The sequence below is a fragment of the Amycolatopsis sp. NPDC051128 genome (assembly GCF_040682715.1).
Lineage (GTDB): Bacteria > Actinomycetota > Actinomycetes > Mycobacteriales > Pseudonocardiaceae > Amycolatopsis.
This window is the reverse complement of record NZ_JBFBBN010000046.1, coordinates 28508-51648: the sequence shown is the minus strand read 5'-3', so window position 1 is coordinate 51648 and position 23141 is coordinate 28508. Positions and strand designations below refer to the sequence as shown.

Here is a 23141-nt window from a genome sequence, read left to right as displayed (position 1 = left end):
GAGCGCAGCCCCCACCACTCCCTGGGGGGCGTCCCCTGTCCAGTTTATCGGCAGGGCGGCCGTGGCAAGCGCCGTTCGGCGATCTGTGGACAACTCCGCCGACTTCGGCCCGGCTGTGGACAACGCACGATGAGCGGCCTGCTCGTCGCCGGTACGACGTCCGATGCCGGGAAGAGCCTGGTCACCGCCGGGATCTGCCGGTGGCTGGCGCGCCGCGGGGCCCGGGTCGCGCCCTTCAAAGCGCAGAACATGTCGAACAACTCCATGGTCTGCGCCGACGGCGCCGAGATCGGCCGCGCCCAGTGGCTGCAGGCGCGCGCGGCCGGCGTCGAGCCCGAAGCCGCCATGAACCCCGTGCTGCTGAAGCCCGGCAGCGACCGGCGCAGCCACGTCGTCGCGCTCGGGAAGCCGTTCGGCGTCCTCGACGCGGGGGAGTACGCGACCGGCCGGGCCGGGCTGGCCGAGATCGCCTTCGCCGCTTACCAAGACCTCAGCACGCGCTACGACGTCGTCGTCTGCGAAGGCGCGGGCAGCCCGGCGGAGATCAACCTGCGCGGCGGCGACTACGTCAACATGGGGCTCGCGCGGCGGTTCGGGCTGCCGGTGCTCGTCGTCGGCGACATCGACCGCGGCGGTGTGCTGGCCGCGATGTTCGGCACCCTCGCGCTGCTCTCGGCCGAGGACCAGGCGCTGGTCGCGGGCTGGGTGGTCAACAAGTTCCGCGGCGACGTCGGCTTGCTGCGACCGGGCCTCGACAGCCTCGAGAAGGTCACCGGGCGTCCGGTGCTGGGCGTGCTGCCGTGGCTCGACCGGGTGTGGATCGACTCCGAGGACGCCCTGGCCGCGGCGGGCTGGCGCCGGGAAACGCGGGGCGGTGGGCTCGGCGTGGCCGTGGTCCGGTTCCCGCGCGCGTCCAACGCCACCGACGTCGACGCCCTCGCCGCCGAACCCGGCGTCACCGTGACGCTGACCGCCGACCCCGACGTGGTCGCCGCGGCGGACGTCGTGGTGCTGCCCGGGTCGCGGGCCACGGTGAGCGACCTCGCCTGGCTGCGCGACCGCGGCCTCGACACGGCGGTGGCGGCCCGCGCCGCGGCCGGCCGCCCGGTGCTCGGCATCTGCGGCGGCTACCAGATGCTCGCGGAGTCCATTGTGGACGACGTCGAGTCCGGCGCCGGCGAGGTGGCGGGCCTCGGCCTGCTGCCGGCGCGGGTGACCTTCGCCGCGGAGAAGGTGCTCGCCCGCCCGGCCGGCCGGTGGCGGGGCACCCGCGTGGACGCCTACGAAATCCACCACGGCTCGGTGACCACCGCGGTGCCGCTGGAGTCCTTTCTGGACGGTGTGCGGGCCGGCGCGGTCTGGGGCACGATGTGGCACGGCGCGTTCGAGAACGACGCCTTCCGTCGCGCCTGGCTCACCGAAGCGGCGGCCCAGGCCGGAACCGGCTGGACCCCGGCGCCGGACGCCCCGGCCTTCGGTGACCTGCGCGAGGAGATGCTGGACAAGCTGGCGGACGCGGTCGACGAGCACCTGGACACGGCGGCGCTGCTGACCCTGGCGGACCGGGGCGCGCCGCCGGACCTGCCGTTCGTCCCGCCCGGCGCGCCTTAGCCGTCACCGTCCGATGGTGGTGGCCTTCCGGTTCAGCGCTTTCTCCGCGAAGGTGCCGAACGCGAGGCCGAGCGCCAGCCACAGCGTCACCTGGGTGCCGACCGACGCCGTCCGGAAGCTCCACAGCGTCGACGCGGGGAACGTCGCCGGGACTTCGTCGACCACCGGCATCAGCCAGGCCACGACGCCGATCACGACGACGTAGCCGGCCGCGGCCAGGATGGCTCCGTTCCACGCGCCGAAACGGTCCGCGAGCTTGCGGCCGAACACCGTGGCGAGGATGCCGGCGAGCAGCGAAACGGCGACGAACCCGAAATACAGCTCGGTGCGCGAACCGATGGTGCCTGGCCGGCCCACCGCGGGCGGGTTGGCCGGGTACTTCAGGAACGGCACCAGGAACACCACGGCGAACGCGCCCGCGGTGAGCAACAGCGACGTCACCCTCGGGCGCAGGTTGCCGAGCCGTCCTTGGGCGAACGCGAAAGCGAGCGAGAACAGCCCGCCGATCGCGACGCCGTAGACGACGACGCCGGTCAGCAGCCCGACAGTGCTCTGGATGTCCCGGGGGACGAGCTCCTCCTCGGGTTCTTCGGCGGCGGGAGCGGCGGCGTCGTGGGAATGCGCGTGGCCGCCGGACTCCTCGAGCCCGATGGCGGTGTTCACCGACGGCTCCCCGAAGGCGTAGGCGAACCCGAACGCGAGCACACCGGCGATCAGGCCCGCGAGCATGCCGCGGACCAGCAGGGTCTTCATCATGGGAGCGCGTGCCCGCCGATCAGTGGCAGGGGAAGGCCAGCAGGTGCCGGCCGTCGTGCACGAACTCGTGGACGTACATGTTCGCGAAGACCGCGGTGGCGCCCTGCTCGGCGCTCACGAAGTAGAGGGCGATCAGGGCGAGGAGCACCACGAACACCGCCCACGGGACGATCTCGCGGACCGGGATCCGGATCGGGAGCGGAACGGCGGGAACTGCCGGGTGGGACATGGCGTGGCCTCCTCGGGCTTTCGCGGCCTCATCGGGGTCGGATACGACGGTCCGGGTCTGGCTTCCCCCTGGCGGGGGTCACAGTGGCGCGACCGCGCGGACTTGCACCGCGTTCCGGAATCCGTCGTCTGGCCGGTTGAGCGTAGGTCCGCGCTTCCCGGCCCGTCAATGTGACAATGCCGCGGTGACCAGAACGGTGGCCGCCCTCGACGTGGGCGGAACGACGATCAAGGCGGCGCTGCTCGACGAACGGCTGCGGCCGCAGGCGGCCCTGCGCGCGGAGACGGCGCGCAGTGCGGACGGGACGGCGCTGGCCGGGCAGGTCGCGGACATCGTCGCCTCGCTGGCGGAGCAGGCGGGGACCGGGCAGCCCGCCGCGGTCGGCGTCGTGGTGCCGGGCATCGTCGACGAACAGACCCGCGTCTGCCACTTCTCGGCCAACCTCGACTGGCGGGAGGTTCCCTTCGGCGAGCTCCTGGAGCAGCGGCTCGGGCTGCCGGTGGCCTTCGGGCACGACGTCACCGCGGGTGGCATCGCCGAGTTCCGGGTGGGCGCCGGAAAGGGCGCGACCAACGCGGCGTTCATCCCGGTCGGCACCGGGATCGCGGCCGCGTTGCTGCTCGACGGCCGGATCCATCGCGCACACGGCCAGGCGGGCGAGATCGGGCACATCGACGTCGGCCACCCCGGCAGGTGCGGCTGCGGCGCGACCGGCTGCCTCGAAGCCATCTCGTCGGCGTCCGCGATCGCCCGCCGCTACACCGAACGCACCGGCCGCCCCGCCGACGGCGCCCGCGAGGTCGTCGAGCTCGCCCGCCACGGCGACGAGGTCGCGGTGACGGTGGTCCAGGACGCCCTCGACGGCCTCGGTCACGGCATCCGGACACTGCTCACGCTGCTCGGACCGGAGGTGATCGTCCTGGGCGGCGGCTTGTTCACCGCGGCCGACTACGTGCTGGACCCGGTCCGGGAGTGGCTCGCGGCGCACCTGACGTTCCAGAAGATGCCCGAGCTGCGGACCGCGAAACTCGGCGACGAGGCCGGGCGGCTGGGCGCGGGGTTGCTGGCGCTGGATTTGCTGAAGTGAGCGAGGCGCCGGGTCGATCTCGATCTTCGGACGCGGTTCACGGAAACGAGGCAATCGGCGGAATGCGCACCGGGATCCGGCGTCGTGGTGGTGACTCAGTGCCCGGGAAACTGTTTCTGTGGTGAAAATATTTCTGTGGCGGGGTTGCACGGCCGGCCGAAGCCCCCTCGCCGGCCGTGCCCCCTGAATCCAGCCTGCCCCGTCGCCCGGCTGTGTGCCACCGATTTCGGGGGATTCACACGAAGAATTAAGTTGAGCGTGAAATCGTTCGCGAAACGAGAAACGCGGGCCCCGGCCGGGGCCCGCGTTCATCCGCTCAGTGGATGCCTAGTGGATCAGAACCACCACTGGGTCTTGCCGCCCGCGATGAAGTCCCACAGCTGCAGCCGCGTGCCGTTGCTGCCCACCGAGCCCTCGGCGGTCAGGTGGCGCGGGCTGGCCGGGGTCTGGATCCGCAGGTAGCCCTCCGCGTTCTGGGCCAGGCTCCACCACTGGTTCTTGCCACCGGCCATGAATTCCCACAGCTGGATCTTGGTGCCGTTCTTGCCGATCGAGTTCAGATCCGCGTCGAGGTACCGCCCGCTCTGGTAGTTCTGGAAGCGGTAGTAGCCCTCCGGGTTCTGGGTCACCCAGAACGCCTGGTTCGGCGCGGTGTCGTTGCAGTCCCACAACTGCATCTTCGTGCCGTTGGCGTTGATGGTGTTCAGGTCGGCGTCCCAGCAACGGCCGAAGGCCGCGGACTCCAGCAGGTACGGGCCCGGGTCGATGTCCTGCGTCGCCATCCCGTTGGCGGACCGCTGCTGAACGGTGCCGGCCACCTTCGACGGACGGAGCTTGATCTGCCCGATCGACGTGACCGGGGTGGACTTGCCCTCGGCCGGCGCCGCGCCGGCCTGCGGCACGGCGACCAGCCCGAACAGGCCCGCCGCCGCGGCGACCGTCACCATCAGCCGCTTCATCTTCGTCATCGTTCCCCTTTTCGGCATTTCGGTGTACCTGACGACGAGGGAAGAACGCAGGCGGAAACCGGCCCCGGGCCACAGTGGACCCGGCGCGTGGTCGTGCCGTCGATTCCCCCTCGTCAAGACCGCGAACCCCCGAAAGCGGTCTCTGCAGCCATCATTCAGGGCCACCCCCGCCCCGTCGAGGAGATTTCCCGCAGCGGCAAAAACGCAGGCCAGGTGTGTAACAGAACGGGATTGGGCGCCGATGGACGGGCAGACACCCGGGGGATGATCATGCGCATCGAGCTGACGTGGCAGGACCTCGTCCGGGTCGGGCTCGCCGCGGCGGCCGACCCGATGGGCGAGCTCGCCGCGAGCCTGCAGGTCCTGCAGCGGCGCGACGGCGGCCGCAACGCGGAGTCGGCGGCGTTCAACCGGTGGCGGTACCGCGTGTGGCAGGGGCTGCCGGACTCGGCGGCGGTGCTGATGTGGCTCTGCCGCCCGGACGCGCCGATCCCGGAGTTCCTGCTGCCCGCGGCCGGGCGCTACGACCTGGAGTCCGGGCTCGCGGCGGTGCTGAAGACGGAACCGGTGAGCCTGAAGTCCGCGCTGCGCTGCGCGCCGGTCAACCGCGACCTGCCGGGCTGGGCGGCGGCGCTCGCCGACGGCGACACCGCGGGCCTGCCGCGGCTGGTCCAGGTCATGCAGGACTACCACGACCTCGCGCTCGCACCGGGCTGGGACATCGTGTGCGCGCAGGTGGACGCCGACCTCGGGATGCGCACGCAGCTGCTGCTCCACGGCGGTGTCGACGCGGTGCTGACCGGCCTCCGCCCGCGGGTGCGCTGGGAGGCGCCGGTCCTGGAGACCGACGACCGGATCCCCGAAACGCTCGCGTCGGAAGGAACGGGCCTGCTGCTGGTGCCGACGTACTTTTCGGTGTACCCGGCGCTGGTCCCGCCGGCCACGGGCGGCACGCCCCGGCTGCACTACCCGTGCGTCCGCCAGGCCGCGCACTCCGCGGGGTTCGACCGCGGGGCCCGCCGGGCGCCGGCCAACGCGCTGGCGGACCTGCTGGGCCCGACCCGCGCGGCGGCGCTGACGATCCTGGCGGTCGGCTGCTCGACGTCCGAACTGGCGGCCCGGCTGGGTGTCACGCCGTCGGCGGTCAGCAAGCACACCACGGTGCTCCGGCGCGCGGGGCTGATCATCACGCACCGGGAGCGCAACACCGTGCTGCACTCGCTCACCCCGCTGGGAAGCGCTCTCCTGGACAGCTAGGGTCGCGCGTCCAAGGTTCGTTGACGGGGCCCGGGGTTGCGCCCCAATGCCACTTTGGGTGCGTTGGATGCACCGAATGCCACATTGGGTGCGTTGGACGCACCCAACGCCACATTGGGGCGCTCGGCCCGAACGTCGAACAACTTGCGACGCTAATCCGCTTCGCGCGCCGGGCCTTCAGCGCACTGGACCGCTCGCCGCGGCCGTGCGGGGAAAGGCTCGCCGGTAGTCGCTCGGGGAGACCCCGATCTGCTTGACGAAGTGGTGACGCAGGTTGTTCGCGGTCCCCAGCCCGCTCAGCTCCGCGATCTTCTCCACCGAGAAACCGGTCGACTCCAGCAGGGTCTGGGCCCTGGCCAGCCGCTGGTTGAGGAGCCACCGCAGCGGGGTCGTGCCGGTGGCCCGATGGAGCTGCCGGTAGAACGTCCGCGGGCTCACCGCCGCTCGGCGGGCCAGGTCCTCGATCGTCAGTGGGCGGTCGAGGTGGGCCCGGGCCCAGTCCAGCACCGGCGCCAGGCCCTGGTCGTCCGTGGCGGGCACCGACAGGTCGACGAACTGCGCCTGGCCGCCGGGGCGGTGCGCGGGCACGACCATCCGGCGGGCGAGCTGGTTGGCGACGTGCGCGCCGAGGTCGCGGCGGACCAGGTGCAGGCAGAGGTCGAGCCCGGCGGTCATCCCGGCGCTGGTCAGCACGTCGCCGTCGTCGACGTAGAGCACCGAGTCGTCGACCAGCACCTCCGGGTGGCGCTCGGCGAGCTGGCCGGTGTGCATCCAGTGTGCGGTGGCCCGGCGGCCGTCGAGTATCCCGGCCGCGGCGAGGGCGAAGGCGCCGGTGCACAGCGACACCATCCGAGCGCCGTCGTCGTACGCCTGACGCAGTGCCGTGACCAGTTCGGGGGACACCGGCGCGCCTTCCTCCACACAGGCGTCCGGTACCGACGGCACGATGACCGTGCCGGCGCCGGCGAGACCGTCGAGCCCGTACGGGGTCCGCAATGCCAAGCCGGACGCGCTCGGCGGCGCGGCGCCGACACCGCACAGTCGCAGGTCGTACCAGGGGTCGGCGAGGTCGGGCTGCGGCATCCCGAACACGGTGGCCGCGATGCTCACTTCGTACAGGTCCCAGGACAGCAGCCCGATTTCCTCGGGCACGACCAGGGCGACAGACCCCACGCTCATGCTCGCGATCGTATGGCAGGAATTTGGTGGTGGCCGTCACCGGTGTCACTCGCCGGGCCGGTTCCGGACTGCGAACCTGACGGCGGATGATCACCGAATCCCGAGGAGCGAGTGAAATGAACTCTGTGACCGTTCTCGGTCTGGGGACGATGGGCTCGGCGCTGGCGGCCGCCCTGCTGGACCGCGGTCACCCGACGACCGTGTGGAACCGGTCGGCCGAGAAGGCCGCGCCGCTGGTCGAGCGGGGTGCCCGGCTCGCGGCCACCCCCGAGGAGGCGATCGCGGTGAGCCCGCTCGTCGTCGCGTGCGTGCTCGACTACGACGTTCTCCGCGCCGTGCTCGAGCCGGGCGCGGAGTCGTTGCGGGGCAAGGCTTTCGTCAACCTGACGTCCGGTGCGCCGGAACAGGCGCAGACGGCGGCCGAGTGGTTCGGCTCGCGCGGCGCGGACTATCTCGACGGCGCGATCATGACCACGCCGGAGGGTGTCGGCGGCTCCGACGTGATGTTCCTGTACAGCGGTCCGCGCACGGTGTTCGACGCGCACCGGCCCACGCTCGCGGCCCTGGGCGACCCCGTGTACCTCGGTGCCGATCCCGGCCGGGCGTCCCTGTACGACGCCGCCCTGCTGGGCCTGATGTGGTCGACCATGACCGGCTGGCTCCACGGCACCGCGCTGGTCGGCGCGGAGAAGACGCCGGCGGCCGAGTTCACCCCGGTCGCGATCCGCTGGCTGGCCACGGTCAACCGGTTCCTGACGAGGTACGCGGCCCAGGTCGACGCCGGCCGCTACCCCGGCGACGACGCCACCGTCGACGTGCAGATCGCGGCCATCGGCCACCTCCTCCACGCGGCCGCGTCCCGTGGCGTGGACAACGCGCTGCCGGCGGTCCTGAAGTCCACAATGGAGCAGGCGAGCGCCGCGGGGCACGGCTCGGACAGCTTCGCCGCGGTGATCGAGGTGCTCACCGGCCGGACCGCGTAGCGACGTGGTACAGCGCCGGCGAAGGTGGCGGCTTTGACACCTTCGCCGGCGCTGGGGTCTAGGCGAGCGGCCGGTCCGTCGGCGCGATCGGCGCGGGCAGGAAGCCGCGCCCGGTCAGGTACGCGTCCACGCCCGCGGCCGCCGAGCGGCCCTCCGCGATCGCCCACACGATCAGGGACTGGCCGCGCCCCATGTCGCCCGCCACGAACACGTTGTCCAGGCTCGTCTTGAACGCCTTGTCGCGCGCCACGTTGCCGCGCGCGTCCAGCTCGACGCCGAGGTCTTCGAGCAGGCCCTTCTTCTGCGGCCCGAGGAAGCCCATCGCCAGCAGCACCAGCTGCGCCGGCAGCTCGCGTTCGGTCCCGGGCACCGGGACGAACTTGCCGCCCTCGTTGCGGACCTCGACGAGCTTGAGCGCCCGGACGCGACCGGCGTCGTCACCCAGGAACTCCTGCGTGTTCACCGCGTACAGCCGCTCGCCGCCCTCTTCGTGCGCCGAGGACACCCGGTAGATCATCGGGTACGTCGGCCACGGGTGCGCGTCCGAACGCGACTCGGGCGGCTTGGGCATGATCTCCAGCTGCGTCACCGAACGGGCGCCCTGGCGGTGCGACGTCCCGACGCAGTCGGCGCCCGTGTCGCCGCCGCCGATCACGACGACGTCCAGACCGGCGGCGTCGAACGGCGACTTCTCCAGCTCGCCCGCGGCGACCCGGTTGGCCGGCGGGAGGAACTCCATCGCCTGGAGGATGCCGTCCAGCTCCCGGCCGGGGATCGGCAGGTCGCGCCAGTCGGTCGCGCCACCCGCCAGCACCACGGCGTCGTACGAAGACGTCAGTTCGGCGGCCGGAACGTCGACGCCGACGTCCACCGAAGTCCGGAACTCGGTGCCTTCCGCGCGCATCTGGTCGAGGCGCCGGTCCAGCCGGTGCTTCTCCATCTTGAACTCGGGAATGCCGTAGCGCAGCAGCCCGCCGATCTTGTCGGCCCGCTCGAGGACCACGACGCTGTGGCCCGCGCGCGTGAGCTGCTGCGCCGCGGCGAGTCCCGACGGGCCGGACCCGACGACGGCGACCTTCTTGCCCGTCTTCGTGACGGGCACCTCGGGCGTCACCCAGCCCTCTTCGAAGGCGCGGTCGACGATGGAGATCTCGACCCGCTTGATCGTCACCGGATCGTCGTTGATCCCGAGCACGCACGCGGTTTCGCAGGGCGCCGGGCACAGGGTGCCGGTGAACTCCGGGAAGTTGTTGGTCGCGTGCAGCCGTTCGATGGCCTTGCGCCAGTCGTCGCGCCACACCAGCGTGTTCCACTCCGGGATGAGGTTCCCGAGCGGACAGCCCTGGTGGCAGAACGGGATGCCGCAGTCCATGCAGCGGCCGGCCTGCTTCTCCAGCTTCGTGGTGGCGAAGTCTTCGTAGACCTCTCGCCAGTCCATCAGCCGCAGGTCGACCGGACGGCGCTTCGGTTCTTCGCGGGTGGTGGTCAGAAAGCCCTTGGGGTCAGCCATGTGCGGCCTCCATGATCGCCTCGTTCACGTCGCGCCCGTCCCGCTCCGCCTGCACCTGAGCGGCGAGCACGCGCTTGTAGTCCTTCGGCATGACCTTCCCGAAGCGGTCGATGCCCGCGTCCCAGTCGGCCAGCAGTTCCCGCGCGACCGCGGATTCCGTTTCGTTGTAGTGCTTTTCCAGCGTCTCCCGCAGGAAGTCGGCGTCCTCGGAGTCGAGCGGGTCGAGGTCGACCATCTCCGGGTTGACGCGGTGCGCGGGCAGGTCCAGCACGTACGCGACGCCGCCGGACATGCCGGCCGCGAAGTTGCGCCCGATCGGGCCGAGCACGACCATCCGGCCACCGGTCATGTACTCGCCGCCGTGGTCGCCGACGCCTTCGACGACGGCCAGCGCGCCCGAGTTGCGCACGCAGAACCGCTCGCCGACCTTGCCGCGGATGAAGATCTCGCCGCTGGTCGCGCCGTAGGCGATGACGTTGCCGGCGATGATGTGGTCCTCGGCGGCGATCCGCGCCTCCTTCGGCGGCCGCACGATCAGCCGGCCGCCGGAGAGACCCTTGCCGACGTAGTCGTTGCCGTCGCCGTAGAGCCGCAGCGTGATGCCCTTCGGCACGAACGCGCCGAACGACTGGCCGGCCGTCCCGGTGAAGGTGACGTCGATGGTGTCGTCCGGCAGCCCTTCGCCGCCCCACCGCTTGGTCAGCTCCGAGCCGAGCATCGTGCCGACGGTCCGGTTCACGTTGCGCACGGGCAGTTCCAGGCGCACCCGGTCGCCGGAGTTCAACGCGCCCTCGGCGAGCTGGATCAGCGTGTTGTCGAGCGCCTTCTCGAGCCCGTGGTCCTGCAGCGTCTGCTGGAGCCGCAGGCCGGCCGGCGCGATGTCGGGCACGTGGAAGATCGGCGACAGGTCCAGCCCGGACGCCTTCCAGTGCTCGATGGCCTTGCGCTTGTCGAGGAACTCGGCGTGCCCGACGGCCTCGGCGATCGACCGGAAGCCCAGCTCCGCCAGGTACTCCCGGACCTCCTGGGCGATGAACTCGAAGAAGTTGACGACGTACTCGGCCTTGCCGCTGAACTTCTCACGCAGCTTCGGGTTCTGCGTCGCGACGCCCACCGGGCAGGTGTCGAGGTGGCAGACGCGCATCATGATGCAGCCGGACACCACCAGCGGCGCGGTCGCGAAGCCGAACTCCTCGGCGCCGAGCAGCGCCGCGATGATCACGTCGCGGCCGGTCTTGAGCTGGCCGTCGGTCTGCACCACGATCCGGTCGCGCAGCCGGTTGGCCAGCAGCGTCTGCTGCGTCTCGGCCAGGCCGAGCTCCCAGGGGCCACCGGCGTGCTTGATGGACGACAGCGGTGACGCGCCCGTGCCGCCGTCGTGGCCCGAGATGAGCACGACGTCGGCGTGCGCCTTCGACACGCCGGCCGCGACCGTGCCGACGCCGACCTCGGACACGAGCTTCACGTGGATGCGTGCCTTGGGGTTGGCGTTCTTCAGGTCGTGGATCAGCTGCGCCAGGTCCTCGATCGAGTAGATGTCGTGGTGCGGTGGCGGGGAAATCAACCCCACGCCCGGCGTCGAGAACCGCGTCTTCGCGATCCACGGGTACACCTTCGCACCGGGCAGCTGCCCGCCTTCGCCGGGCTTCGCGCCCTGCGCCATCTTGATCTGGATGTCGTCGGCGTTGACGAGGTACTCGCTCGTGACGCCGAACCGGCCGCTGGCGACCTGCTTGACCGCGGAGCGACGCTCCGGGTCGTACAGCCGTTCCGCGTCTTCGCCGCCTTCGCCGGTGTTGGACTTCGCGCCGAGGCGGTTCATCGCGATGGCGAGGGTCTGGTGCATCTCCATGGAGATCGAGCCGTAGGAGATCGCGCCGGTGGCGAACCGCTTGACGATCGACGAGACCGGTTCGACCTCCTCGATCGGCACCGGCGGCCGCTGGCCGTACTTGAAGTCGAACAGCCCGCGCAGCGTCAGCAGCTTCTCGGCCTGGTCGTCGACGGCCTTCGTGTACTCCTTGAAGACGTCGTACTTCCCGGCCCGCGTGGAGTGCTGGAGCTTGAACACCGTCTGCGGGTTGAACAGGTGCGGCTCGCCCTCGCGGCGCCACTGGTAGTCCGCGCCGGTCTGGAGCTCGCGGTGGGAGGCCCGGACGCCGTCGGCGGGGAAGGCGTACTTGTGCCGCTTCGCGACCTCGTCGGCGAGCGTTTCGAAGCCGACGCCGCCGAGGCGGGACGTCGTGCCGGTGAAGCAGTTCTCGATGACGTCGTCGCCGAGCCCGATCGCCTCGAAGATCTGCGCGCCGGTATAGGACGCGACGGTCGAAACGCCCATCTTGGACATCGTCTTGCGGACGCCCTTGCCCAGCGCCTTGATCAGGTTCTGCGTCGCCTGCTTCGGCGTCACGCCCGGGATCAGGCCCTGGTACGCCATCTCCTCGACGGTCGCCATCGCCAGGTACGGGTTCACCGCCGCGACGCCGTAGCCGATCAGCAGCGCGATGTGGTGCACCTCGCGCGCGTCGCCCGCCTCGACGATGAGGCCGACCTGCGTGCGTGTCTTCTCGCGGACGAGGTGGTGGTGCACCGCGCCGGTCAGCAGCAGCGAGGGGATCGGCGCGTGGTCCTCGTCGACCCCGCGGTCGGACAGCACGATCAACCGCGCGCCGTCCTCGATCGCCTCCGACACCTCGGCGCGGATCTCGTCGAGCCGCTTGACGAGGGCCTCGCCGCCCCCGTGCACGTTGTACCGGCCGAGCACGGTGACCGCCTGGAACTCCGGCAGGTCGCCGTCGTCGTTGACGTGCACCAGCTTGGCGAGCTGATCGTTGTCGAGCACCGGGAACGGGAGCGTGATGCGGCGGCAGCTGGACGCGTCGCCCACCAGGAGGTTCGGCTCGGCGCCGATCTGCGTGCCGAGCGCGGTCACCAGCTCCTCGCGGATCGCGTCCAGCGGCGGGTTCGTGACCTGCGCGAACAGCTGGATGAAGTAGTCGAACAGCAGCCGCGGCCGGCTCGACAGCGGTGCGAGCGGCGAGTCGTTGCCCATCGAGCCGATCGGCTCCGCGCCGGTGCGGGCCATCGGCTCGAGGATGACTTCGAGCTCTTCCTCGGTGTAGCCAAACGCCTGCTGGCGGCGGACGAGCGCGGCGTGCAGCGGCACCTCGCGGTCGCGTTCGGGCAGGGCGTCGAGGTGCAGCAGGCCGGCGTCGACCCATTCGTCGTACGGGTGCGCGGTGGCCAGCTCGCCCTTGACCTCCTCGTCCTCGACGATCCGGCCGGCCACGGTGTCCACGAGGAACATCCGGCCGGGCTCGAGGCGTCCCTTCCGGACGATCGTCGCCGGGTCGATGTCGAGCACGCCGACCTCGGAGGCCAGCACGACGAGCCCGTCGTCGGTCACCCAGTACCGGCCGGGACGCAGGCCGTTGCGATCCAGCACCGCCCCGATCTGGGCGCCGTCGGTGAAGGCGACGAGCGCCGGGCCGTCCCACGGCTCCATCAAAGTCGAGTGGAACTCGTAGAAGGCGCGTCGCGCCGGGTCCATTTCCTGGTGGTTCTCCCAGGCTTCGGGGATCATCATGAGAACCGCGTGGGGGAGCGACCGGCCGCCGAGGTGGAGGAGCTCGAGCACTTCGTCGAAGCTCGCCGAGTCACTGGCCCCGCGCGTGATCACGGGGTAGATGCGCTTGAGGTCGCCCGGGATCAGGTCGGTCTCGAGCAGCGCTTCGCGGGCGTCCATCCAGTTGCGGTTGCCGCGCAGTGTGTTGATCTCGCCGTTGTGCGCGACGTACCGGTACGGGTGCGCCAGCGGCCACGACGGGAAGGTGTTGGTGGAGAAGCGGGAGTGCACGAGGCCGATGGCGCTGGTGACGCGCTCGTCGGTCAGGTCGGCGAAGAACCGCTCGACCTGGGGCTCGGTGAGCATTCCTTTGTAGACGATCGTGCGCGAGGACAGCGACGGGAAGTACACGTCGTCCTCGGCCAGTTCGTGCTCCGCGCGCTTGCGGACGCAGAAGGCGCTGCGCTCGATGGCGAGGGGGTCCTGGTGTTCCGGCTTCGGACGGCGTGCGGCGAGGAACAGCTGCGTGAAGTGCGGCATGGTCTCGGCCGCGGTCGGCCCGCAGTGCTCGGCGTGCACCGGGAGCTCGCGCCAGCCGAGGACGCGCATGTCCTCTTCGGCCGCGATGCGCTCGATGGTCGTCATGGCCCGGCCGCGGCGCTTTTCGTCCTGCGGCAGGAAAGCCGTGCCCACGGCGTACATGCCGGGTTCGGGCAGGGTGAAGTCCACGACCTCGCGGTAGAACTCGTCCGGGATCTGGATCAGCAGGCCGGCGCCGTCGCCGGTGTCCGGTTCGGCGCCCCGCGCCCCGCGATGTTCCAGGTTGCGCAACGCGATCAGGGCCTTCGCGACGATCGTATGATCTCGGCGGCCGGTCAGGTCGGCGACGAAGGCGACACCGCAGGCGTCGTGTTCGTAGTCGCTCCGGTAGAGGCCCTTGGCCTCGGCGTTGCTGAGCTGCTCCCCGGACGGGGGCAGGGAACTGGCACGGTGGGTCACGGCTGGCCGCCTCCCAAGGCGTTGGCGCGACCGGTACTCAACTTCATCGAGTGGTTCCAGCTGAACCGGTTAACGAAGTGGTCCGGTACCGCGATAGTCAGTCGAGAACAGTTGCTGTTGTCGGCGTTGGTGGTGTCGCAGTGCTTGGTGGTGTCACACTGCGTTGGTTTCACAGTGCAAGATGCCGCGAGGTATCGGCCGGGCGGGAGCCCGGAAGCCGGACGCGGGTCATCTGGGAGGCCGCACAACACTGGGCAGCCGAACGTGTCGGGTGCTGCGTGCGCGCAGAGAACGGCCAGGGTGGTGGGGGCCGGTCGGAGCGCGCGGTGTTACTCCCGGGTTCGCCGGGTCTTATGACGATAGTGTGAATTCGCTGTTATCGACATACGTCGTCGCGCCCGGGTGGGAAATGCCACGCATGCGTTGACGGCACCCGGGGTAGTCCCATATGCCGGGCTGGATCTCCCGCAGAGCGGCGTTTTGTGGCTCTGACCTGCGGAAACGTCTGTCCCAAGTGGTCCAGGGCGGGTCTCGCGACGGTGCGCCGGGGTGGGAAGCTGGATGCATGGCGGACTCGTCCGATGACTGATCGTTATCTCTCCGTGGCTCGGATGAGCGTCCACGAGATCGAGATCAAGCGCTCCCGGTTCCTCTGCGCGCTCGCTCCGGTGACGTCGGAGGCGGCCGCGCGCGAGTTCATCGCCGCCCGCCGCCGGGCGGATCCGGGCGCCCGGCACCACTGTCACGCGTTCGTTCTGGGGCCCGGCGGGCGGACCCGGCGGGCCGGCGACGACGGTGAGCCGGCGGGCACGGCGGGCGCGCCGATGCTGGAGGTGCTGCGCCGCCGGGAGCTGACCGACACGGTCGCGGTGGTGACGCGGTACTTCGGCGGGGTGCTGCTCGGCGCCGGCGGGCTGATCCGCGCGTACGGCCAATCGGTCGCGGAAGCGGCGGAAGCTGTTGGTGTACTAGAACACCGGCGTCTCCGGCTGGTGGAGGTGGCGGTGAGCTACGACCGTGCGGGCCGGCTGGAGAACGACCTCCGCGCGTCGCCCTACGTGCTGCGCGCGACCCGCTTCGACGAGCGAGCCCGCTTCGAGATCGGCCTAGCCCCGGGCGAGGCGGAGGCGTTCGAGAGCCGGCTCGCGGACTTGACCAACGGCGAAGCCACGACGACGGAACTCGGTGAGACATGGGTGCGGGTCCGTGATTCGCGCCGTGACTCGCGTGACTGAATCCGTAATCCGCGTGATCAGAGGCGGAACTCGCGAGTTCCGCCTCTGATCACGCGAGTTCCGGCCTCGATCACGCGAGTTCCGGCCTCGATCACGCGAGTTCCGGCTTCGATCACGACCGCGTCTGCCACTGCTCGCGGGTGATGGCGTACTCGACGTCGCCGTGTTCGCTGCCCGGCGCCCGCTCGTGCTCCGGGAACTCCTCGAAGTACGTGCGGACGAGCGTCATCCCCAGCTTTTCCATCACGCGGCGCGAGCGCTCGTTCACCACCATCGTGGACGCCGTCACGCGCCGGACTCCCAGGTCCGTGAAGCCCTTCGCGAGCAGCGCCGCGGATCCCTCGGTGCCGTAGCCCTTGCCCCACGCCTTCTGGTGCAGCCGGTAGCCCAGCTCGGGCTCGTCCGGCGGATCTTCCGGCCGCGGCCGGAAATGGAACCACCCCAGGAAATCGCCGCTGCTCTTCTCGATCGCGGCCCAGAACCCGTAACCGGGGAAACGCTCGTAGTAACCGAGGAACGCGGGGAGATCGAGGGTGACGATCTCGGTGCGGTCCGCCGGCCTGCCCCCATTGAGGTACTTCATGACGGCCGGGTCGTCGTAGAGCCCGAAGAGCGCGTCCGCGTCGTTCTCGGTGAACCGGCGGAGGATGAGCCGCTCGGTTTCGAGGAATACCTGCATCAGGTGATGCTGACAGTGACCCCAGTGTGTGGCAACGCCATTACGCGGCGGTGGCGAAGACCTCGCCCAGCGCCTGCGAGCCGGCCTGGGTGAGCACCGCGGGCACCCGTGCCCCGCACTTGCCCGGGCGGGCCGGTGCGATCAGGCCCAGCCGGGCGAGCCGGTGGACGGTGGACTGGTCGCAGCAAGCCAGACCGTCGATGAAGAGGTCGGGCTCGCAACTGCAGCTGATTTCGGCGTGACCCCCGGCCACGGCTCTCAATGTGGCCCGCTCACGATGGTTCAGTTCGGTGATCATGGCGGCGCCTCCTTCCCGTCGTCTCATTAGACCGCCTACCACCGACAGTTTCCGCCTTCCAGGGTGCGAACCGGGGTATTTCAGGGGTGCGCTTAAGGGTGGCGTGTCGTGCGTTTCCGGGTGAACCCTCGGGTACCCCTACGGGAGTGGTTCAAGCGTCGTCTTCCGCAGGTGGCGGAAAACGATCGACGTCCGGAAGCCGACGATCTCCCGGCGCAACGCCAGCCGGTCGGTGAGAAAAGCGTGCAACGCGTCGATGTCCGGCGTGGTCACTTCGATCAAGAAATCGTCGCTGCCCGCCGTGACGTATACCGAGACGACCTCCGGCAGTTCCGCGATCGACCGCTGGAAGGAATCGATCACCGCCCGGCTCAGCGGCCGTACCTGCGCCGTGACGAGCGCCCGGACGCCACGGTTGAGGCTCGCCAGGTCGATGTCGGCGTGGTAGCCGCGAATGACGCCGCGTTCGCGCAGCAGCCGGACGCGTTCGAGACACGTCGACGGCGCGATGCCGACCTTGCGCGCGATGTCCCGGTTGGTCTGCCGCGCGTCCTCCTGCAGGTGCCGCACGATCGCCGAATCAAGTTCGTCGAGCACCCTGACCTCCCCAGTGTCACCGAATAACGTTCGGCGACGAGCCGATACCGCCGCTGGTCACTCTAACTTCAGCCGTCATGACCGCACATGAGCAACTCGTCGCCCGCCGGGGCCGCCGATCCGGCATCACCACGATGGTCGCGATCCATTCGACCGCCCTCGGTCCGGCCGTCGGCGGCTGCCGCCTCAAGCCCTACGCGAACTTCGGCCAGGCCGTCGACGACGTCCTCCGCCTGTCCGCCGCGATGACGGCGAAGTGCGCGGTCGCCGGGCTGGCCTTCGGCGGCGGCAAGAGCGTGATCGCGCTGGAGCCGGGGCGCGTCCTTTCGCCGGCGGAGCGCCGGGACGTCCTGCTCGACCACGCCGACTTGATCGCCGGGTTCGGCGGCGCCTACCTGGCCGGACCGGACGTCGGCACCGGCCCGGCCGACATGCTGGTGCTGCGCGAGGTCTCGGCGTTCGCGTTCTGCGCCCCCGAGTCCGCGGGCGGCACCGGCTCCTCCAGCGGCCCGACCGCCGTCGGCGTGCTGGCCGCGCTGCGGGCCGCGGCCCGGGCCGTCTTCGGCGAAGCCGCCATGGCCGGCCGGAGGGTGGTCGTCAGCGGCTACGGCTCGGTCGGCGCCCACCTGGCCGCGAGCCTCCAAGCGGCCGGCGCCGACGTCGTCGTCTCCGACATCGACCCGGCGAAGCGCGCCGAAGCCGAGCGGCTCGGACTGACCTGGGCCGAGCCGGAAAAGGCGCTCACCCTGACCGCGGACGTCGTCATCCCGGCCGCGGTCGGCGGCGTCCTGAGCGCGGAGACACCGCTGGACACCCCGCTGGTCGTCGGCCCGGCCAACAACCAGCTGACCGACGACTCCGTCGCGGCCGGCCTCGCCGCTCGCGGCGTCCTGTGGATCCCGGACTACGTGGCGAGCGCCGGCGGGATTCTCTACACGCTCTCGCGCGAAGCGGAGGGCCTGGGCCACGAGGCCGCCCTCGCCCGCGTCGAGACGATCGAACGGACCGTCGAGGACCTCCTGAACGCCGCGCGCGCCAACGCGACCACCCCGCTGGAGGAGGCGGCCGCGCTGGCGCGGCGAAGGCTCACTTCTGGTGCGGAGCCACGTACTCCTTAGCCTCGGGCGCTTCGAACAGCGGCTTGACGTACCGGACGCCGCCCTCGGCGGTGGCGTCCGGGGTGGCCGCGTACACCTGGCGCGTCGCCGGCGTCCCCGGCTTGGAGAAGTCGAGCGCCGCGACCAGGTCGTCCGTGCTCGCCGACGTCGTCTGCTTCAGCGCCGCGGCGATGCCGTCCCGGGTGATGTCCTTGTTGTCGCAGGCCTTCTTCAGCACCGCGCCCCACACCTCGCCGACCGCGTAGCCGTAGGGCACCCCGCCGTTGGGCGTTTCCTTGTACGCGGCCTTGTACTTCGCCGCGACGTCCTTGGCCTTCGGCAGGTCGGCCGAGAACGGCACGCTGCTGGCGACGACGGTGAGCTTGTCGAGCGCCCCGGCGGCCGGGCTCTTCAGCAGCGCGGGGTCGAACGTCGGGTTGTTGCCCAGCACCGGCACGTTCAGCCCGAGCGCCTTGTTCGTCGAGACCGCGGATCCGGTCTGCGCGGGCGTCGTCGTCAGCACGATGGCCTTGACGCCGGCACCCTTCAGCCCGGTGACGACGTTGGTGAGGTCGCTGTCGGTCGAGGTGATCTTCACTTCCTTGACCGTCAGGCTGTGCTTCTTCGCGTAGAACTGCGAGCCGCGCAGGCCGTTCTTCCCGTACTCGCCGTCGATGTAGACGTGCCCGATCGTGTCGCCGTCCTTGATCAGGCCCTGCTCCTGCAGGTAGGACAGGCCGTCGATGATCTCCAGGTCGTAGGTGGTGCCGACGATCATCACGTACGGGTTGTCGAGCAGTTCCGACGACCACGACGCGGGCGCGGCGACGGCCTTGTCCGTGGCCAGGTTCTGCTTCAGCGCGGCCACCACCGGCGAGCCGAGCAGCTGCACGAAGCCGAGCACCTTCGGCTCGATCTGCGGGTACAGCGTCTTCGCCGTGTCGGCCTTGTAGCCGTGGTCGACCTCTTCGAGTTTCACCTGCCGGCCGCAGACACCGCCGGCGGCGTTGAAGTCCTTGGCCCACAGCTCGTTGCCCTGCGTGACGCCGAGGCCGAGGTTCTTGAACACGCCGGACTTGTCGGTCATCACGCCGAGCGTCACCTCGGTGGCCGTCACCCCCTTGCCGGTCTTGACGCCGGAGCTGTCGGAGCCCGACGAGCCGGAGTCGTTCGCCTTCGTGCTGCACGCGCCGAGCGCGAGGACGGCCGCCAGCGCCGCCGCCAGGTGTGTTCGTTTCATGGTTCCTCCGGAGGTTGACGGCGAAAACGTCTCTGCGTGATCCGGCGGCCGATCGCGGCGAGCCCACCCGGCTCGAACAGCACGACGAGGATGATCGCGGCGCCGTAGACGAACGAGCTGACCAGCACCGGGGTCAGCGCGCCGTCGCCGGTGCCGGAGAACCAGCCCAGGTCGGCCGAGTACAGGGCGAGGACCTGCGGCAGGCCGTTGACGATCAGCGCGCCGACGAGCGCGCCGGGGACCGAGCCGAGGCCGCCGATGATGACCATCGCGAGGAAGGCGATGGACACGTTGATGCCGTAGGTGCCGAACTCGCTCTCGTCCGGTTTGAGGATGTCGAACCACAGCACGGTCATCGCGCCCGCGAGGCCGCCATAGGCCGACGAGACGGCGAACGCGCCGGCCTTGGCGCGGATCACGCTGACCCCCATCACCGCGGCCGCGGCCTCGTGGTCGCGCACCGCCCGCCACGACCGCCCGACCCGGCCGCGGACCGCGCCGCGGGCCATGACGAACGCGATGACGGTGAGCAGCAGGAACAGGTACCACATGCGCTCGGCCTGCTGGATCGGCACGCCGAGCAGTTCGAATTGCGGGCCGTCGTTGGTGAAGGGGAACCCGAACAGCGAGAACGACGCCGGTGTGCGCCCGGTCGACGTCCCGCCGGTGAGCTCCTCGGCCGACTGCCCGAAGTAGAGGCCGAGGAACACCAGCGCCAGCGAGGCGACGCCGAGGTAGATCCCGCGCAGCCGCCCGGCGACCGGGGCGAAGGCCAGGCCCAGCAGCGCCGCGACGACCACCGCGCCGAGCAGTGACAGGCCGGGGTCGAGGCCGAAGCCGACCACGCGGTCGTCGCCGGTCGGTCCGGACAGGACGGTGTAGGCCGTGCCGCCGGCGAGCAGGAAGAACGCGTGCGCCAGGGAAAGCTGGCCGGCCTGCCCGACCACCAGCGTCAGCCCGATCGCCCCGACCGCGCCGATCATCATGTACTGGCCGGACTTCAGCCAGGCCGCGTCGAGGTACAGCGGCAGGGCGAGCAGGACGACCAGCAGCACGAGCCACGCCGCCGTGCGGACCAGCTTCGCCGGGCTGCGGCGGGGACGCGGCGCCGGCGCGTCGGCCGCGGCTTTGGTGTCCACTTCGGACACAGCGCTGTCAGACACGGGTTCGCTCCCTCGTGCCGAACAGCCCGGACGGCCGCACCACCAGGACCACCAGCATCACCAGGAACACCGCGCTCTTGGAGAAGTCGAACGAGACGTACTGCGCCGACAACGCCTCCACGAGGCCGACGACCAGGCCGCCGACCACCGCGCCCGCCGTCGAGTCGAGGCCGCCGAGGATCGCCGCGGGGAACGCGGCCAGCGCGATCGAGTGCGTCCCGCGGGAAAGCCCGGCGCCGGAGAAGTCCTGCGTCGCGATGAACAGCACGGCCACGCCGGCCAGCAGCCCGGCGACCAGCCACGCGGTCGCGGTGACGCGGGAGCTGCGGATGCCCATCAGCGCGGCGGCCTCGCGGTTCTCCGCCTGCGCCCGCATCGCCACGCCCCAGTTCGAGTACTTGAAGGCCAGCCAGAACGCCGTGATCAGCACCGCGGCCACGCCGAGGGCGACCAGGTGCGTGCGGAACAGCGTGATCCCGCCGAGCTGGAACGGCTTCGCGTCCCAGGCGTCGCCGAGGAAGGGCAGCGTGACGCCGAGGCGGCGGACGATCTCCTCGGTGATCATCACGTCGACGCCGATGGTGAGCAGGGCCAGGCTGTTCGCGTCGGCGTGCCGCGAGCGCGACAGCAGCAGCCGCTCCACGAGCAGCCCGAGCAGCCCGGCGGAGACGATCCCGACCAGCGACGCGCCGGCCCAGCCGAGCGCGTCCCGCGTCACCACGACGAGGTAGCCGCCGAACAGCACGAGCGAGCCGTGCGCGAAGTTGACCACCTCGGTGGCCTTGAAGATGATCACGAACCCCAGCGCCAGCAACGCGAACACCGCGCCCTTGCCGAGACCGTTCACCGCGAGCTGCAGGAATGTGTTCACGCCGCCTCCGTGCCCAGGTAGGCCTTGATGACGTCCGGGTCGGACTGGACTTCGGCGGGAGTGCCGTCGGCGATGCGGCGCCCGAAGTCGAGCACCGTGACCCGGTCGGCGATCCCCATCACCAGGCCCATGTCGTGCTCGACGAGCAGGATCGAGATGCCCAGCTCGGCGCGGATCTCGCTGATGGTCCCGGCCAGCTCCGCGGTCTCCGACGCGTTCATCCCGGCCGCCGGCTCGTCGAGCAGGAGCAGCACGGGCTCGACGGCGAGCGCGCGGGCCAGGTCGACGCGCTTGACCGCGCCGTAGGGCAGCGCGCCGACCGGGGCGTCGACCACCGGCCCCAGCCCGAGGAACGCGCAGATCTCCCGGACCCGCTCGGCGTGCCGTCGTTCGGCGCGGACCGTCCACGGCAGCCGCAGCCCCACTTCGAGGAACCCGCCGCGGGTCAGCGCGTGGCGGCCGAGCATGACGTTGTCCAGCACGGTCGAGCCGGGGGAGAGGGCGGCGTTCTGGAACGACCGCCCGACGCCGAGGCGAGCGAGCTTGTGCGGCGCGATCCCGGTGAGGTCCTGTTCCCCGAGCAGCACGCGGCCGTCGTTCGCCTGGTAGAGGCCGCTGATCACGTTGAAGCAGCTGGACTTCCCGGCGCCGTTCGGCCCGATCAGCGCGTGCAGCGATCCCGGGGCGACGGTGAACGAGACGTCGTCGAGCGCGCGGATCCCGCCGAACCGCAGGGACAGGCGGTCGACGCGCAGTTCCGGCGGCGTCATCCGCCCCACCTCGACAGGGTCCGGCCCGCCAGGCGGGCGCGCGCGGTCTCCGCCGCGGCCTCGGCGGCCTCCTGCGACTCGGCGTGCCCGCCGAGGTAGAGCCGCTGGACGTCCTGGCTGGCGGCGAGTTCGGCGGCCGTCCCGGCCAGCGCGACCCGTCCCGTCTCCAGCACGAGGGCGTGGTCGGCGACGTTGAGCGCCATCACGGCGTTCTGCTCCACCAGCACCACGGCGGTGCCCTGCTCGTGGATCTCGCGGATGGTCCGGCTGATCTGCTCGACGATCTTCGGCGCCAGTCCCAGCGACGGTTCGTCGAGGAGCAGCAGCCGCGGCGCGGACATCAGCGCCCGGCCGATGGCCAGCATCTGCTGCTCCCCGCCGGACAGCAGCCCGGCGCGTTGCCTCGCGCGTTCGGTGAGGACGGGGAACAGCTCGTCGACCCGCTGTCGCGCGGCGGTGCGCTCGGCGGCGGTCCGTGCCCCGATGCCGCCGGCCCGCAGGTTCTCCTCGACGGTCATCCGGGCGAACACCTGCCGGCCCTCGGGCACGCCGACGACGCCGAGCCGGACGATCCGGGCGGGGTCGAGCTTGCCGAGCGCGTGGCCGTCGTAGTGGATCTGGCCGCCCGAAACCGCGCCGCGGTGCATGCGGAGCGTGCCCGAGAGGGCTCTGAGCAAAGTGGACTTCCCGGCACCGTTGCTGCCGAGCACGGCCAGCACGCCGTCGGCGGAAACGTCGAGGTCGACGCCGTGCAGGGCGGCCGTCGACCGGCCGTACCGCACCCGTAGACCACGCACGGTCAGCACGGACTTACTCCAGGACGCAAGATGCCTCCTCCACTTGTGTGACGTGAGTCACCGTCAGTGGCGGTCATCCTGCGTTCGGCGGGAGTGATCCGTTACCCCCACCTGGAGACCCCCCGGGCTACAAAACGGACACGGGCCTGCTCAGATCCGTGAATGTCGCATTGAGGGACTTGAATTGACGCTGTGGCGCGTCAGCGCCTCCGTTGAGGGTGGTGGCGGGGGCATGGATGGACCCTCAATG

At 70.9% G+C, this 23141-nt stretch carries 20 protein-coding genes; 6 read left to right on the top strand and 14 right to left on the bottom strand.

Annotation, left to right across the window (positions count from 1 at the left end):
* Positions 1-129 precede the first annotated feature (129 nt).
* Complete coding sequence (locus tag AB0M82_RS34900) at positions 130-1611, top strand: cobyric acid synthase (RefSeq protein WP_364731310.1); 1482 nt, start codon at positions 130-132, stop codon at positions 1609-1611.
* 3 nt (positions 1612-1614) lie between these two features.
* Here AB0M82_RS34900 and AB0M82_RS34895 read toward each other — a convergent pair whose 3' ends face one another.
* Positions 1615-2367 carry a CbtA family protein gene (locus AB0M82_RS34895; protein ID WP_364731307.1) on the bottom strand — a complete coding sequence of 251 codons (753 nt, stop codon included), beginning with the start codon at positions 2365-2367 and terminating at the stop codon, positions 1615-1617.
* A gap of 19 nt (positions 2368-2386) precedes the next feature.
* Positions 2387-2596, bottom strand: a complete 210-nt coding sequence (locus tag AB0M82_RS34890; protein WP_364731305.1) for a CbtB-domain containing protein — start codon at positions 2594-2596, stop codon at positions 2387-2389.
* 196 nt (positions 2597-2792) lie between these two features.
* Between AB0M82_RS34890 and AB0M82_RS34885 the strand changes: the two genes are divergently transcribed.
* A complete protein-coding gene (locus AB0M82_RS34885; RefSeq protein ID WP_364731377.1) occupies positions 2793-3683 on the top strand; it encodes an ROK family protein in 891 nt (296 codons plus the stop codon).
* Positions 3684-4018: 335 nt separating this feature from the next.
* Here the strand turns inward: AB0M82_RS34885 and AB0M82_RS34880 are convergent, their stop codons facing one another.
* On the bottom strand, positions 4019-4651 hold the full coding sequence (locus AB0M82_RS34880; protein WP_364731302.1) for an RICIN domain-containing protein: 633 nt from the start codon (positions 4649-4651) through the stop codon (positions 4019-4021).
* 270 nt (positions 4652-4921) lie between these two features.
* Here AB0M82_RS34880 and AB0M82_RS34875 point away from each other — a divergent pair, with 270 nt between their 5' ends.
* Positions 4922-5908, top strand: a complete 987-nt coding sequence (locus tag AB0M82_RS34875) for a winged helix-turn-helix domain-containing protein (RefSeq protein WP_364731299.1) — start codon at positions 4922-4924, stop codon at positions 5906-5908.
* A gap of 177 nt (positions 5909-6085) precedes the next feature.
* Here AB0M82_RS34875 and AB0M82_RS34870 read toward each other — a convergent pair whose 3' ends face one another.
* The gene (locus tag AB0M82_RS34870; protein WP_364731296.1) at positions 6086-7087 is read right to left on the bottom strand and encodes a helix-turn-helix domain-containing protein; all 1002 of its coding nucleotides are present in this window, start codon (positions 7085-7087) and stop codon (positions 6086-6088) included.
* A 116-nt stretch (positions 7088-7203) separates the two neighbouring features.
* Here AB0M82_RS34870 and AB0M82_RS34865 point away from each other — a divergent pair, with 116 nt between their 5' ends.
* Positions 7204-8070: an NAD(P)-binding domain-containing protein gene (locus AB0M82_RS34865; protein WP_364731293.1), complete on the top strand. Its 867-nt coding sequence runs from the start codon at positions 7204-7206 to the stop codon at positions 8068-8070.
* Positions 8071-8128: 58 nt separating this feature from the next.
* On the opposite strand, the gene AB0M82_RS34860 is transcribed toward AB0M82_RS34865, so the two are convergent.
* A complete protein-coding gene (locus tag AB0M82_RS34860) occupies positions 8129-9580 on the bottom strand; it encodes a glutamate synthase subunit beta (RefSeq protein WP_364731290.1) in 1452 nt (483 codons plus the stop codon).
* On the bottom strand, positions 9573-14144 hold the full coding sequence (gltB, locus tag AB0M82_RS34855) for a glutamate synthase large subunit (protein ID WP_364731287.1): 4572 nt from the start codon (positions 14142-14144) through the stop codon (positions 9573-9575). The genes AB0M82_RS34860 and gltB overlap by 8 nt, the downstream gene beginning before the upstream one ends.
* Positions 14145-14725: 581 nt before the next feature.
* Between gltB and AB0M82_RS34850 the strand changes: the two genes are divergently transcribed.
* Positions 14726-15379, top strand: a complete 654-nt coding sequence (locus tag AB0M82_RS34850) for a YigZ family protein (RefSeq protein ID WP_364731285.1) — start codon at positions 14726-14728, stop codon at positions 15377-15379.
* A 112-nt stretch (positions 15380-15491) separates the two neighbouring features.
* Here AB0M82_RS34850 and AB0M82_RS34845 read toward each other — a convergent pair whose 3' ends face one another.
* The 3 genes from AB0M82_RS34845 to AB0M82_RS34835 form a co-directional block, all read right to left on the bottom strand.
* The gene (locus tag AB0M82_RS34845) at positions 15492-16058 is read right to left on the bottom strand and encodes a GNAT family N-acetyltransferase (protein ID WP_364731282.1); all 567 of its coding nucleotides are present in this window, start codon (positions 16056-16058) and stop codon (positions 15492-15494) included.
* A gap of 40 nt (positions 16059-16098) precedes the next feature.
* Positions 16099-16356, bottom strand: coding sequence for a hypothetical protein (locus AB0M82_RS34840; protein ID WP_364731279.1), 258 nt, complete (start codon positions 16354-16356; stop codon positions 16099-16101).
* 138 nt (positions 16357-16494) lie between these two features.
* A complete protein-coding gene (locus AB0M82_RS34835) occupies positions 16495-16953 on the bottom strand; it encodes an Lrp/AsnC family transcriptional regulator (RefSeq protein WP_364731277.1) in 459 nt (152 codons plus the stop codon).
* A 77-nt stretch (positions 16954-17030) separates the two neighbouring features.
* On the opposite strand from AB0M82_RS34835, the gene AB0M82_RS34830 reads away from it, so the two are divergent.
* Positions 17031-18071 (top strand): Glu/Leu/Phe/Val dehydrogenase dimerization domain-containing protein, encoded by a 1041-nt coding sequence (locus AB0M82_RS34830; RefSeq protein ID WP_364731274.1) that lies wholly within the window; start codon positions 17031-17033, stop codon positions 18069-18071.
* Here AB0M82_RS34830 and AB0M82_RS34825 read toward each other — a convergent pair.
* The 5 genes from AB0M82_RS34825 to AB0M82_RS34805 are packed head-to-tail and all read right to left on the bottom strand — an operon-like array spanning position 18040 to position 22900.
* Positions 18040-19290, bottom strand: a complete 1251-nt coding sequence (locus AB0M82_RS34825) for an ABC transporter substrate-binding protein (protein ID WP_364731271.1) — start codon at positions 19288-19290, stop codon at positions 18040-18042. The genes AB0M82_RS34830 and AB0M82_RS34825 overlap by 32 nt on opposite strands.
* Complete coding sequence (locus AB0M82_RS34820; RefSeq protein WP_364731375.1) at positions 19287-20438, bottom strand: branched-chain amino acid ABC transporter permease; 1152 nt, start codon at positions 20436-20438, stop codon at positions 19287-19289. The genes AB0M82_RS34825 and AB0M82_RS34820 overlap by 4 nt, the downstream gene beginning before the upstream one ends.
* Before the next feature lie 7 nt (positions 20439-20445).
* Positions 20446-21324 (bottom strand): branched-chain amino acid ABC transporter permease, encoded by an 879-nt coding sequence (locus AB0M82_RS34815; RefSeq protein ID WP_364731268.1) that lies wholly within the window; start codon positions 21322-21324, stop codon positions 20446-20448.
* Positions 21321-22094, bottom strand: coding sequence for an ABC transporter ATP-binding protein (locus AB0M82_RS34810; RefSeq protein ID WP_364731265.1), 774 nt, complete (start codon positions 22092-22094; stop codon positions 21321-21323). Before AB0M82_RS34810 ends, AB0M82_RS34815 begins: the two co-directional genes overlap by 4 nt.
* Positions 22091-22900, bottom strand: coding sequence for an ABC transporter ATP-binding protein (locus AB0M82_RS34805; protein WP_364731262.1), 810 nt, complete (start codon positions 22898-22900; stop codon positions 22091-22093). The genes AB0M82_RS34810 and AB0M82_RS34805 overlap by 4 nt, the downstream gene beginning before the upstream one ends.
* Positions 22901-23141 lie beyond the last annotated feature (241 nt).